Source organism: Moritella sp. 24, assembly GCF_018219155.1.
GTDB lineage: Bacteria > Pseudomonadota > Gammaproteobacteria > Enterobacterales > Moritellaceae > Moritella.
The window spans coordinates 2,577,837-2,591,993 of sequence record NZ_CP056123.1; the positions used below are offsets into that span (position 1 = coordinate 2,577,837).

A 14,157-nucleotide genomic window follows, 5' to 3' on the forward strand; every position below is an offset into this window, starting at 1 on the left:
GATGCGCAATTATTAACGGACAGTTAAGTTATCATGACTATAATGATTGTTATTTTTACACTAAGAATTAGGCCTTTTTAATTTAAATGCCCTAAGCCGAATCCATATTCTAATTGCCCAGACCCTTCCCATTGCTGATGCCTATCGTAGATCGTACCCAGCGATCCCATAAAATCTTCACGTAGTTCATTTCTGGTGTCTGATAACACGGAATAACTGCCAGACTGAGCCATTTCAACGATAGGAGAAGGCGAGGAGTTGTGAACGATACGGTAAGTATTTCGGGCGACACGTGCGCTGCGAAGCGTCTCTTTAACCAGCTTAGCAATAGCAACCTGCCCCGCAGTATAGGACCCAAGGAGTGGACCAGTATTTGAACCAACTCGAGAATCTTGCCGCCCAAAACTTTTTTTGGTGACATCTGTCCCACTCATTTTATCTTTGGCCATTTTTGCAGGCATGCGGGAGTAAAAGCCAAGCTTAACCACATTACTGCCGATATTAAGTCCTAACCCAGCCTTCGCTAACTTTTCGTTACCATTAAATGTTGATGCCACACCAAGTGAAGTACCAACTGCATCAACAGCTTCAAATGTAAGTTCTACTTTAGACATCCATTTAGCTTTAGAAATTTTTTGATAAAGACCAGTAGACTCTTTCCTTGCGTTGCGAAGATGCTTCGCGCCATTTTCCAAAACGCTTAAACCACCCAATGCAACAGAAGCGACATCAATGACGAGACCAGATACTGTCGATGTTTTTGAGAGAGCATTGTAAGCAGGATGACTCGGATCATCGATAATCGCAGCAGCGATACCGGTGGAACCAGATAAAAGCCCTGCGGTTAGTGCCGTCAGACTAAGGGCGAGTGTTGGTATTGTCGCTAGCCCCCCAGTCATCACCGTAGCGACGGCCACTGAGATAGAAAACAATATCCCTAAAATACCACCAATGATGCCACTCGCATCGACTCTACCGCTGGGGTCAATATTATTAATGGGATCGTTTGAGGCAAAGGTGTATCCATTTACCCCTCCATCTCCAAACGGAGCCATCTCACCATCAAATTGATGAAAACTACCTAACGCAGGATTGTAAACACGGTAACCATTACCAAGATGATACATATCCATCGCAAAGTCTTTTGGTTGACCATTAAACCCCATCGGATTTTCAAAAATAACCGCAGGAACAACAGCTGTGGATGACTTTGCCAAAAGCGTTCTTGGTGCATAAATTGCTATGCCAGTCATGATCGCGCTGAATTTAAAAAATTGCCTTCTCGATAATCCCTTGCTCATGATGAAAACTCCTTCGCATAGTCAGAGGAAAATGGTATCTAGGTATTGGTCAACGAATAGATAACAGGCAAGAAAAAGGCCAAAATGAAGAATTCAGATAAAGTGAAAGATAAGGGAATGGCGATAACCCCATCACTCACTATCAAGTTTTAGGTATTAAGATTAGAACAGCCCCCTTATAAAGCCTAGGGTGAGCAGGTAAATATACAACTCATAAAGTGGTAGTTTATTGCGATAATAAAAACTACTTTATTATGCTTTTTTACGTAATAAACGAATTTAGAATAAGTTTTCAAATTGGATTAAAGTAGATTTATTCACCAAAATGGTGAGAATCTATAAGATTAAGACACCAAAATAAAGCAGATAAAGCTATTAACATCTTTATAAAACAAGTGGTAAAATATTGAAGGTATTAATAAAAAAGGCCTAACCCCGTATTAAATCGGAATTAGACCTTAATATACTCGTTTTAAAAATGTCCGGTTTGACTCACTTCATCAGTTAATAACGAACAGTTTTATTAACGAGCGAATTTCAATTAAGAAATAGCATTAAGCCACTGAGTTAATCGCATCCGTTAAGATAGCAACAACCACATCAATCTCTGCAGGCTGAATGATAAGCGGTGGTAACATGCGGATAGTCGAACCAAAACGCCCGCCTAATTCAATAATCAAACCACGACGTAATGCCGCTTGTTGAATGTCTTTCGCACGTTGGCCATCTTGCGGTAAGTTACCTAACGCATCACGTTCGCCATTCGGATCAATAATCTCGATACCCAACATCAAGCCACGACCACGAACATCACCGATAACGTCACTTTCAATCGCTTCTAAGTCATGCTTTAACTTAGCGCCCATCGCACCTGCGTGCAAATGCAATTGGTTTTCAGCAAGATGGCGCATAACCACCAAACCAGAAGCCATTGCTAACTGATTACCACGGAATGTACCCGCGTGTGCACCTGGATTCCATTGGTCAAAATCACTGTGATAAATAACCGCTGCTAATGGTTGGCCACCACCAAGAGCTTTAGATACCACAATCACATCCGGTTCAATATCAGCATGTTCAAATGCAAATACTTTACCTGTACGACCCATACCGGCTTGAATTTCATCAATGATAAGCACAATGCCGTGACGTTTAGTAATATCACGTAGACCTTTCAACCATGTTGGATCTGCAGGTAATGAACCCGCTTCGCCCTGCACTGCTTCAACAATAATCGCCGCTGGTTTAGCAACACCCGATTCAGGATCTGTTAGCATTGTTTCTAACTGGTAAAGACTGGCTTTAATACCCGTTTCACCTAAGCCATAAGGACAACGTGGCGCGTACGGGAATGGCATTATTTGCACATCAGCGCCTGTCATGCTTAATGCCGACTTAGCTCCTAAGTTACCCATCATTGCTAACGCGCCATGCGTCATACCGTGATAAGCACCTGAGAAAGCAAGAACCGAACGACGACCCGTGGCAATTTTAGCTAACTTAAGCGCTGCTTCAACCGCATCTGAACCACAAGGACTGCACATTTGAATGCGTGCATTGTCAGCCATATTACCCGGTAGTAAAGCCAATAGCTGTGTCATAAATTGATCTTTAACAGGCGTCATCAGATCCAGTGTTTGCATTGGCACTTCTGATTGTACTGCTTGAATCAACGCATCCGTCACATCGGGATGGCTGTGACCTAGCGCTAACGTACCCGCAGCAGCTAAACAGTCAATAAAAATCTGCTGTTCAGTGTCTTCTACAAAGATACCTTGACCGCGTTTTAACGCAAATGGCAAACGACGCGGGTAACTGCGCGCATTCGATTCACGCTGTTCTTGGCGTTGCAAATAGCTATTAGTTGCCAACACGCGCGTTGGCTGACTAAGAAATGAATTCAGATTTAACGCAACTGGCGTTTGTAGACGCATCGCTGGTTTATCGTTATTCATTTCAGTCACATAATTTAAAACTTCGCTCACGACGTTTCCACCTTCTCTGATCTTGTATTCATTAAGCCTGACCTAATGTCGCCTTAAAATCCTGATAATCAAATTGATTCAGAATTTCAATTTTGCCGCTCACACCATTAACGTCAGCACGTTTAAAGTAGATGCTTGGCATTTTAAGGCCGTTAAACCAATTCAGCTTAACCATGGTATAGCCCGCTGAATCTTTAATAGTTAAACGATCACCAATTTGTAATGCCTGTGGGAAATTGGCTTCACCAAATATATCCCCCGCTAAGCATGAGCAACTACCTATGATGTAAGGGTGCTCACCCTCTTCAGTTGCTTCAGCAAAACTCGCAGGCTCGTTATATATAAGTGTGTCTAAGCGATGCGCTTCCGTTGCACTGTCAACAATTGCTGTTTTCTTATCGTTTTCAACCACATCTAACACTGATACCACAAGATCTGTCGTATCCGTAATCACCGCTTCACCCGGTTCAAGATAAAGTTGTACGTTGTGTTTTTCAGCAAAGGCTTTAAGCGCTAACGCTAATTCAGCCACTGGATAGCCCGGATAAGTGAAGAACAAACCACCACCCAAACTCACCCAAGATACTTGATCTAAATGCGCTGAAAACTGTTCTGAAATTGTGTTAAGAATCCTGTTGTAAGCAACAAAGTCCTTGTTTTCACAATTCATGTGGAACATTAAACCGTCAAGTTTAGACACAGTTTCAACCGTTAGACCCGCTTGTTTAACACCTAAACGAGAATAAGCACGTGCAGGATCAGCAAGATCTTGCCCCGCATAACTCACTTCAGGGTTGATACGTAAGCCAACACTGCTTGAAGCTGGTAACAAAGGCTGCATACGCTCAAGTTGTGATACCGAATTAAAAATAATTTTATCGGCAATATCACGCACAGCAATCACGTCATCTTCACTGTAACCCACGCTGTAAGCATGTGTTTCACCAGGAAATGTTTCATGACCAAGCTGAACTTCGTACGGACCACTACTTGTTGTACCGTCTAAATACTTACTGATAGTGTCGAATGTTCCCCATGTAGAGAAACACTTCAATGCCAACACTAACTTCACACCCGATAGATCTTTTAACTGTTTGCAGATCTCAAGATTGCGCAGCAGTTTATCTTCATGAATCATGAAATACGGTGTTTTCAGAGGCGCACTAAGCGCCCCTGCGTCTGTTATATTAATAGCAGTATTAATAGTTGTATTAACTGCCGACATTACTCGCAATCCAACTCTTGAACTTCCCATGTTAGACCGATGCGAGGCATCAATTCTAAGAAGTCATCTGGGTTAAGTTGTTCTACGTTGAATAAACCAGCATCACTCCACTTACCTTGGAAGTAAAGTAGTGCTGCAGTGATTGCAGGAACACCCGTTGTATAAGAAATTGCTTGATGCTCAACTTCTTTATATGCTTCTTCGTGATCACAGATGTTGTATACAAATACGCTACGTGGCTTGCCACCCTTCGTACCACGAACCCATGTGCCGATACATGTTTTGCCTGTGTAACCTTCTGCAAGTGACGTTGGATCCGGTAAGATCGCTTTTAATACTTTAAGTGGCTCAACTGTAATGCCGTCAGTTGTCGTAACTGGAACTTGGCTTAATAAACCGATATCACGCATTACGTTGAAGTATTTAAGGTAGTTATCAGAGAAACCCATCCAGAATTCAATACGTTTTGCAGGAATAAACTCTGCTAATGAACGTACTTCATCATGCGCCATTGAGTAAACTTTTTGTTGTCCAACAACAGGGAAATCAAATTCCATTACGCGGCTATGGCAAGGTACTTGGTGCCATTCTTTGTTCTCGTAGTAGAACGAATCACCTAAGATCTCTAACATGTTTGTTTCTGGATCAAAGTTAGTTGCAAAGCGTTGACCGTGATCACCCGCGTTTACATCCATTACGTCGATGCTGTCGATTTCGTCAAACAAATGCTTGTATGCATACGTTGCAAATACGCTTACGACACCTGGATCAAAACCAGCACCTAGAATACCTGTGATACCGGCTTTTTCGAAGTCTTCACGGAATGCCCATTGTGGATCATAAGCTTCTGGTACTTGCTGGCCTTCGCTACATAGGTCCGTTGCAACAGATGTGTCTAGGTAAGCAGTTTTAGTTGCTACACACGCAGCCATGATTGCTACGTTCACCCATGGAGGACCGGCATTAATGACTAAATCTGGATTTACTTCTTCGATAAGTGCGATTAGCTCATCTTTGTTATCAACGTTGATTTCACGTGATACTAAGCTGCGAGTCTTGTCTTTTAAGTTGTCGCGGTGATGAACGCTTGTGATGATCTTGTCACATTTAGCGATTGTGCGTGAAGCAATTGTAATATCACCAAACACGTCATTGTTTTGTGCACATTTATGCGCAATAACCCAACCAACACCACCAGCACCAATTTGTAATACAGACATATCTATTCCTTAAACTTATTCTTTATTGTTATTTTTTAAATGGTTAACGTATTCTAGATACGCTAACCAATGTTTTATTTATTTCTAAATGGCTTTCGACTTTCTATCACTCTTAAGCGACACTCTATAAACCCTAAGCTATTTGATATAAGCTTGTTCTGCAGCAAAGTCAGCTATCTTAGTAAACAGGCCTTCAAAATCACTTAGCTGTAAACATGGATTCAAAATCGTCAGTTTTAAGCAGGTGTAACCATTAATTTTGGTTTCGCCCAATACTGCTTGTCCTGCTGTTAACAGATCTAAACGTAAACGCTGATTGATCATGCTGATTTCTTCTTCGTGCTCAGTTGTTACATCGTTCTGATTTGTAGATAAATGATTGAACCTGAATAGCACAGTGCTTAATTGTGGTTGTGCAAGCAGGTCAAACTTGTCGGTCGCAATTACTAACGCAGCCACATCTTGCGTTAGACTAATCAGGTGATCGTACATCGCACCAAATTTATCCGTACCTAACGCCTGCATAGACATCAACAGTTTTAACGCATCAAAACGCTTAGTCGTGGCAATAGACTTATCCACCAAGTTTGGTAGTTCGTCAGTTTCACGATTCAGGTAATCAGCGTGATGTAACAAATATTTGAAGTTGTGATTATCACGAATCAACAATGCGCCACAGCTAATCGGTTGGAAGAACAATTTGTGGAAGTCAGTACTGATCGAATCCGCTAGCTCAATACCAGCCAGACGCCCTTTGTGTGAACTTAAGATCAATGCACCGCCATAAGCACCATCAACGTGGAACCACATATTGTGTTGCTCACTGATCGCTGCTATCGCTTGTAAATCATCAATCGCACCAAGGTCTGTGGTACCAGCTGTACCAACCACACAGAATGGGATCAAGTCTTGCGACTCTAGGTCTGCAATCGTTGCGTTTAGCGCGTTAATATCTAAACAACCAAACTCGTCAGTCGCAACAGTAACAACCGCACGTTCACCCAGTCCCATTAACGATGCTGATTTTTGCACGGTAAAATGACTTGTTTGTGAACACAAGATACGTAGCTTTTTCGCGTAACTTGGTAAACCGTCTTTCTGGACGCTTTCACCTGAGATTTGTTCCACTGCGCGATCACGTGCTAATAACAAACCCATTAAATTACTTTGTGTACCACCACTGGTAAACACACCATCAGCGCCATTATTTGTTGCAGACTGCTCAAGGTTATAACCGAATAACTCACATAACCAATCTGTCATTTTCTGTTCTACGTAGGTAGCAGAAGACGCTTGGTCCCATGAATCCATAGATTGATTTAATGCCGAAATAATCGTTTCAGCAGCAAGCGCAGGGATTAACGGTGGTGTGTGTAAATGCGCAATACAGTGCGGATGTTGCACAATAATTGAGTTTTTACCAATGAGGTTAACATTGTTTGAAATGATGTCAGCCAAGGGAGCAATCGGCGCATTACCAATTGGCATTGCCATGATTTGCTCATTCAATGTTGCTGGTTCAAGCCCTGAATACGGTGCTTCAACAGCAGTAAACATCGCTGATAATTCGCGTGCAGAATGCTCGATAGCATTAAGGTAATGCGGCTGTGCTTTAGGATCTAGATGTACGAATACATCAGACCAATCACTATTTTGATTTGAGTTTTGGTTTGAGTTTTTCATCATTCTTCAAATTTTAAATAAAAAAATGCATATTCGAATGCTAAATCACGCTAAAAACGGTTTAACCATTTTTAAAAAGAGTCTAGACAAGCGAACAGATAAGCTGCGCTGGGCAACAGATAGAAAATGCTAAATTTTAGGCAAAGCGGTAAAGCGCTCGCGCTAATCAGAGATCAGAAGTACGGTAGGGAAATACGAAATGTGTGATTAATGATTTGTATCACTGTATTTTAAAGTCCATATAAAAAACAAAATAATCGAGGAGGTCGATTTAATGGCGACAATGTAAGTTAAATGTAATTTAGATGCAAGTAATTTATGTCACAGTAATAATAAATTAACCTGAAAATACAAACAGGTTCAGTTATAACAACTATATAACTAACAAATAGTAGGTAGTTTAAACTATCTTTAGCTTCTAACAGTAGTAATGACACTCAATTTCATTACAGCGTAGTTAAGCCAAGTTAGTCTATGTTCTAAGGGGTGATGATAACAGCGAGCATACAGATTTTATGTTTTTGGGGTTAAAGGAAGATTATTCATTATCAGCCAATTATCAATACCCGGCACCGTTATAGAAATCAATAACTCCCCATCTTCTTCTTTTTTTAACTGGATGAAATATGAACTCAACCCTTTTAGTTGTAGTTTTTCAACATCTATTAATTCAGGTACACAAGGACAACGATGACACACAAAGCGACAAACGGTTCTGACGTCACAGATCGCAGCTTCTTTAATATCGTTAATTAAATTTTTATCGCATAAATATCTAACATTTATAATTCTTGTTTGTAATGATTTAGCCATGATCATCCCTTGCATAAAACTAAGAACAGTTAAAAATATATTCATATAATTAGAGGAAAATAGCCCTCAAGATATGTTCATCATAGTGACCTAATGATTAACTTATTGGTTACCGCGCACGACTCTACCTATACATCTGAAGTAATTAGCCGCTGCAACACAATATAGTACCACCAAATGGATAGTTAAAGTGCTGAATATTTATTTTTGTTTTAATAAAAGACCGAAACGACTTAACGTTATAACGCTAAGCCATTCTTGGATGTGTACTAATTTATACTCTTTTCACAAACTTAGCCGTCACCAACATCTCGCCAACCCCATCAACTTTACAATCTAACTGATGATCTTTGCCTTCAATAATACGTTTAATCACCGCTTTGGTACCGACTTTAAGTATTAACGAGCTACCTTTCACTTTAAGGTCTTTAGCTAACGTTAACTTATCACCTTCTTGCAATTGTGTGCCGTTAGCATCTTTGACAATGAATGTATCCTCAAGCACTTCAGATGAATTCCACTCATGAGCACATTCTGGGCAAATTAACTGGGTTTGATCTTCGTAAACGAATTCAGATTTACATATTGGGCAAGGAGGCAGAGACATAGCGGATTACTTCTTTAATTTAGAGGGACAGGTATAGTAATAGGTCTGTTTTTGCTTTACGAGTAGAATTTAGCGAATGCCTAAATTTCAGCCCATTACCTCTTTAACTCAGGTTTCTATAAACTAATCAATTAGCTCAAAACTATACAAACCATCATGCCCAGCATTAACACTACACTCTTGCCCGTTGATAATAATGCTCAATTTATGCGTACCGAAATGAAACACACGAGTACTGATCACTTTAAAGCTTTGATGACGCGTTATCTGTTCTTGCGTATTTCCAGCAATAACGCGCTCAGTGATTTTAAATACTTTTCGCGCCAATGTTCCGTTCTTTTTAAGATAATACAGGCCGTATTCCAAACGTAACTTTTGTGCTTGCGCGCTTGTATTTTCAATCGTGAAATCAAAATTAAGCTTGTCCCCTACTTTTACAATAGGCGTGGTAATCGTCATTTCAGTAAGCATAATGAGGTCTTGTTGAAAGCCAAACAGTGCCATAATGTCTGGCTGAGCTTGCTTGAGTAAAGTGCGACACGCATGTTTGACGAGTTTATCTGTCAGTGCGTTGTCTCCTAACCACAGCGTTGCTACATGCACGACTACATCGCTGTTATCTTTAGCAATGTCATTGAGATTATTTGCTACACTGCGCCTCACAACTTCACAGTCATCGTATTTCAATGCTGTTAAAATGGGTAACAAAGGCGTCGGATCTTTTTTAAATGCTGGCAATGCCATCGCCCAAGGTAATCTCGGTCGTGAACCTTCGCTGGCTAAGCGGCGTACATGGCGACTCTCGTGTGTCGTCCACGCCTGCAGTTGCACTAACATTTTAGCTGGATAACCTATAATGAAAGGTCTAACAGCAAATTCACAACTAGTGTATTGGGTTACGTATTCAAAGCCATCAACAGCGCTGTCGTAATCTTCCAATCCATATGTCTCGATATAATCAGGCAAGCACATATATTCAATACTGCGTTCTTTAATCCCCTGCCCACGTAACTCATCAACGATACGTTTGAGAGCTATCACAGCCGAGCGAAAGTCTTGAGGCATAAAATGATGTAAGACAACGGCTGTATGATGCATACGCTGTTTTAGTTCATATTCCGCAAAGCGTTCATTAAAAATCATCCGATTAAACGTCATCGAGTCAAAGTCTGGTAACGCCTTGGTCAATACACCCGAAAACTGTTCATAAAATGCAGTGCAATAAATGTCTTTAAATAACTCAGCCATAAGTAAATTTTCATCCAGCTCAATGTCGTGTTTTATATATAACTAACGCTATAGAGGATATGTGAATAAATCAATAATTAATTGAATCGTATGATTATCCTGTGTATCTTGTTTTCATTATAAAACGAAGACGGTTTTTACCGTATATATCGATAATTATCGGTGAGTAATCTTGGAGTATTTCGAAATGAATAGCATTGATACATTTGTAAAAAACTGGGGCAGTAAAAATGCCATGGTGCCAATCAATGGTGATGATATTGTAGAACTTGAATCAAAATTAAATGGCGTTTTACCTGATTCATATAAATATTTAATCTCGACATATGGCCTAGTTCACACACCAAATGTGCTAACTAAAATTTGCGATTTAAATTCTGATATTTCTGAAGTACAAGATTTCTTAAGCCTAGAAGATGTCGCATCACTATCACAGTTATATGAAATGAGTGGCATGCCAAAAGGACACATTTTGTTTGCGTCTGACTGTAAGGGCAACATGTTTTGCTTCAAGCTTAGCGATTGCACCACTCAGCAAGCAGATGCCTCGGTGTGGTTTTTTAACTATGCAGCTTGTACTGTTACGCAGGTATCAAGCTCGTTCAGCGCATGGCTAGACGAGTTCAACGCGCTTTAATGCTGTTAAAGAAGATTACAATCGAGTGCTGGCTAAGCTCACACCAAAACTCACAAAAAGTCCGCCGCTGACATAATTAAGCCACTTTGCTACTTTTGGTGTTGTCAGCAAGACTTTAAGTTTAGTGGCAAACAGAATAACCACCAAAAACCAACTCGCAACAACCAGCGCCTGAACAAACCCCAATATCATGCTTTGCTCTAAAATGTGCGCTGGTGACACAAATTGAGGGAAGATAGACAAGTAGAATAATACAATTTTAGGGTTGAGCAGATTGGTCATTAACCCTTTAGCAAAACTACTGAACAAAGACGGAGCTACAGTGCGCTGATTCGGCTCTAATGTGAGCAGAGACAGCTTTAAACCATTTTTGATGTTACTCACACCCAACCAAAGTAAATAACCTACCCCTATCCATTTAAAGACATTAAACGCCATCGCAGACTGTGACAACAGTAGGCTTAATCCCTGAGCCGACACAAAAGCATGGATCAGAAAACCAAAACCAACGCCTAATATATTAACGAACGCGAGTCGCTTGCCTTGAGCCAATGAGGTATACAAAATAAGCAGTGCGTTAGGGCCTGGGATAATAGCTAATAAGAACACAATGCCAGCAAAAGCCATCAAGGTATGAATCGTCATGTTTAAATCCCAGTAAAGTCTCAGCTATATGCTAAATAGGTTTTTGGAATCCGCATTATAGCGTTATTTTGTGCCACATAATTGCACTTTTTTAAAGTAACCATGGCTTCAAAAATATACACCAACTTATCTTGTATAATCAAAACGATATAAATATAATCAACGGCATAAACTTAATGGTAATAATTATCATTACGATATAGGGTTTTCTTTTAAATTTATATATTCAAGGAAGGTTGAGTGAATAACACAAATAAAACTATCATCTCTCTTTTAGTTGCTAATTTAACAGCGACAATATGGTTTGGAGTCAAGGATAATGATATCCCACAAAATCAAAACTCACATGGACAAGTTTCTAACCATCAATTACCTGAACTCATCACCGCAACGGTAAAATCTGAATTACTGGATACCTTTATTACACACTTTAATGCCAAAAACTATGATGCTTTGTATGAGATGTTTGGGCCAACCGCAAAGGCGCAAGTTGACAAAGAAGTCGCAAAGAAGGAGTTCATAAAACTAACAGCACTTTTTCACGGTATAAAAAATGGGACGTTTAGTTTTTCTGAATTCGCAGCTCAACAAGGTAATGCTACATTTTACATACTTAATTACACCGTAAAACTTTCAGAACAAGGTGATTTTGGTGTGACTGGCGACCTCAAAATTACGATTGCAATTGAGGGTGATCAATACCAAATATATGGGATCCACCTTAACGGTAGACTCTAGTGACAAGGACGGTTAAATGTAAAACACCCATGTAAACAATGTATCCACATGGGTGTTTTTACTACGGATTACGCCGTGATTTTCGCAATTGATTACAGAGAATGTCCTGTAATCGCTTGTTTAAACAATAGTCCGGTCTTCGTTCTTCGCTTCTGCCATATCTTTAAAAAAAGCTTTGACGATGACGAACAACACTGCGGCTGAAATTACTGGCCATATTAAAATATAAAGAGATAACATAATGTTGTGCTCCTAGCTGTTAATTATCAAATAGTTATTAATCATCAAAATGTTGAATGCGTTCATGGATCAGCGCAAAGTCAAATCGTTCGTTACTTGCTAGGCTTATCGCAGTACAAATCATCGTACTCGCACCATAAGCAACTAAAGAACCTAATAATACGGTGTAGTCACGCAGGAAATCGTGGAAATAGTAAGCGCATAACGCACCAACGATTGAGCCAGCAATTAACGCAACATTGCGATTTGTAAAACCAAAGAACATTAAACCAATCACAGTACCACCACCAACAGCAGCAATTAATTCTAAGCTAGAAGCCCAAGCGCCGATCAGTGCGATCCATTCGAAGCGAACCAAGCAAAATAGAATTAAACCACCAAGCACAGCACTTAAGAAAGCGCGGTTGGTGACTCTGTCCCAATAACAGCTAGCAATAACAGGGAAAACAAGCGTACCCCATAATGCACCAACAAATACCAGCATCACTAAAATATCAAGAGAGAAACTAGCAAGGATTAAGCCTAGCGCAGTCGCAACAATCATAGTAACTCGACCGAGTAACAACATTTTTTTATTGTCGATTTTACCTTTCGCTAAATTTTTAGCGTAGATATCAGTCATCACAATAGCTGAAAGCGCAGATAAGTCTGAATCCGCAGTTGATGACAAAGAGCCAATAACTAAGATAAAGAGCATGCCAATCGCAACAGGTGGCAAGTAAGCTGAAGCTACTTGCGGAATAAGGTTGTTTAAGTCCCCATCATGCGGTGTCATACCCATAAATAATGCCATCATACCGAGCATACCTAAGCCGATAACAATTGAACCATAACCTAGCGTAGCTGTAATAAATGACGATTTAATAAGGTCTTGGCGAACGGCGAAAAGTCGTTGGGCAATGGTCTGATTACCAATACCATAAGCAAGAACGGCCACAAAGAAGGGTGCGCCCTGCTCTAGAATCGCTTTCGTCGAGAAAAAGTCAGCTTGTTCAGTGGTGATAATATTGAAGCCTTGCGAAAGTGCTTCTGAGCCACCCATGCTAAAGTAAATCCAAGGGATTAAGACAATAGCAACAACCATCATGGCAACAACTTGTGCGAAATCGGTTAAGATTGACGCTCTAAAGCCTGACCATAACGTATAAGATAAAACGCCAATACCCGCGATTAAGACACCAGTTTCAAACGACAATGGTGTTAACACCGATACCAATGCGCCTGCTGCAGTAAAGTTTACCATTAGGCTGATAACACTACCCACTAGATTTGAAACCGCTAAGATAAGTTGACTTGACGAACCGTGTCTTGCTTGCATTATTTCAGCTAAAGTACGTGCTCTCGGCGCTAGTTCACGGAAACGTTGTCCGTAGGGATAGATAAATAATATCATTAACGCTCCCCAAAACCCGTAGTGCAAAGAACCTGATATGCCATATTGGTAACCAGAGCTTGCTGCACCGTAAAAAGAAGCAGCCCAAATCCAGGTCGCAGTCATACTCGCAGCGGCTATTCCGAATCCAACGGCACCATTCGCCACCATGTAGCCATCAACACTGCTCGATTTTTTTGAAACTAAGGTAGAGAAGAGAAAAGTAAGGCCGTAAAAGCCAACTAAGAGCATGAGGGTAGTACTTATTGAAAATTGATAAAACACTTGGTCTAACATAGGTCTCCTTGGGGGTTATAGTTATGGCAGCAATTAAAATATGTGTGGGAGGGAGGGGAAGCAATGGCATTTCCTATGCACTTTCGCTATTCACATTTTAAGAGTTGCAGAACTTAACTATACATGATTTCCCATGTAAAAACCGA

General features: G+C 40.4%; 13 protein-coding genes. 2 read left to right on the forward strand and 11 right to left on the reverse strand.

The genetic code is table 11. The features are described from left to right. Positions 1 to 77 precede the first annotated feature (77 nt). The 8 genes from HWV00_RS11425 to HWV00_RS11460 form a co-directional block, all read right to left on the reverse strand. On the reverse strand, positions 78 to 1,217 hold the full coding sequence (locus tag HWV00_RS11425) for an RHS repeat-associated core domain-containing protein (RefSeq protein ID WP_211681307.1): 1,140 nt from the start codon (positions 1,215 to 1,217) through the stop codon (positions 78 to 80). Between the two features lie 638 nt (positions 1,218 to 1,855). After that, entirely contained in the window at positions 1,856 to 3,286 is a 1,431-nt protein-coding gene (locus tag HWV00_RS11430; protein WP_255554500.1) for a diaminobutyrate--2-oxoglutarate transaminase family protein, read from the reverse strand. Positions 3,287 to 3,317: 31 nt separating this feature from the next. Next, positions 3,318 to 4,511 carry a carboxynorspermidine decarboxylase gene (nspC, locus tag HWV00_RS11435; RefSeq protein WP_211681309.1) on the reverse strand — a complete coding sequence of 398 codons (1,194 nt, stop codon included), beginning with the start codon at positions 4,509 to 4,511 and terminating at the stop codon, positions 3,318 to 3,320. After that, positions 4,511 to 5,731: a carboxynorspermidine synthase gene (locus HWV00_RS11440; protein WP_211681311.1), complete on the reverse strand. Its 1,221-nt coding sequence runs from the start codon at positions 5,729 to 5,731 to the stop codon at positions 4,511 to 4,513. Before HWV00_RS11440 ends, nspC begins: the two co-directional genes overlap by 1 nt. Positions 5,732 to 5,869: 138 nt before the next feature. After that, positions 5,870 to 7,417, reverse strand: a complete 1,548-nt coding sequence (locus HWV00_RS11445; protein ID WP_211681313.1) for an aspartate aminotransferase family protein — start codon at positions 7,415 to 7,417, stop codon at positions 5,870 to 5,872. 510 nt (positions 7,418 to 7,927) lie between these two features. Beyond that, positions 7,928 to 8,227 carry a hypothetical protein gene (locus HWV00_RS11450; protein ID WP_211681315.1) on the reverse strand — a complete coding sequence of 100 codons (300 nt, stop codon included), beginning with the start codon at positions 8,225 to 8,227 and terminating at the stop codon, positions 7,928 to 7,930. Positions 8,228 to 8,501: 274 nt separating this feature from the next. Then, positions 8,502 to 8,834 (reverse strand): zinc ribbon domain-containing protein YjdM, encoded by a 333-nt coding sequence (locus HWV00_RS11455; protein ID WP_211681317.1) that lies wholly within the window; start codon positions 8,832 to 8,834, stop codon positions 8,502 to 8,504. A gap of 123 nt (positions 8,835 to 8,957) precedes the next feature. Beyond that, positions 8,958 to 10,082, reverse strand: coding sequence for a DNA alkylation repair protein (locus HWV00_RS11460; RefSeq protein WP_211681319.1), 1,125 nt, complete (start codon positions 10,080 to 10,082; stop codon positions 8,958 to 8,960). Positions 10,083 to 10,269: 187 nt separating this feature from the next. Here HWV00_RS11460 and HWV00_RS11465 point away from each other — a divergent pair, with 187 nt between their 5' ends. Then, positions 10,270 to 10,719, forward strand: a complete 450-nt coding sequence (locus tag HWV00_RS11465) for an SMI1/KNR4 family protein (protein ID WP_211681321.1) — start codon at positions 10,270 to 10,272, stop codon at positions 10,717 to 10,719. 15 nt (positions 10,720 to 10,734) lie between these two features. Here HWV00_RS11465 and HWV00_RS11470 read toward each other — a convergent pair whose 3' ends face one another. Further along, entirely contained in the window at positions 10,735 to 11,364 is a 630-nt protein-coding gene (locus HWV00_RS11470; RefSeq protein ID WP_211681323.1) for a LysE family translocator, read from the reverse strand. 240 nt (positions 11,365 to 11,604) lie between these two features. Here HWV00_RS11470 and HWV00_RS11475 point away from each other — a divergent pair, with 240 nt between their 5' ends. Beyond that, positions 11,605 to 12,102 carry a hypothetical protein gene (locus tag HWV00_RS11475; RefSeq protein ID WP_211681325.1) on the forward strand — a complete coding sequence of 166 codons (498 nt, stop codon included), beginning with the start codon at positions 11,605 to 11,607 and terminating at the stop codon, positions 12,100 to 12,102. A gap of 120 nt (positions 12,103 to 12,222) precedes the next feature. On the opposite strand, the gene HWV00_RS21635 is transcribed toward HWV00_RS11475, so the two are convergent. Together HWV00_RS21635 and HWV00_RS11485 are read right to left on the reverse strand one after the other, a co-directional pair. Then, positions 12,223 to 12,342, reverse strand: coding sequence for a putative transporter small subunit (locus HWV00_RS21635; protein ID WP_370630453.1), 120 nt, complete (start codon positions 12,340 to 12,342; stop codon positions 12,223 to 12,225). A 37-nt stretch (positions 12,343 to 12,379) separates the two neighbouring features. After that, positions 12,380 to 14,011 carry a sodium:solute symporter family protein gene (locus HWV00_RS11485; protein WP_211681327.1) on the reverse strand — a complete coding sequence of 544 codons (1,632 nt, stop codon included), beginning with the start codon at positions 14,009 to 14,011 and terminating at the stop codon, positions 12,380 to 12,382. Positions 14,012 to 14,157: the final 146 nt, after the last annotated feature.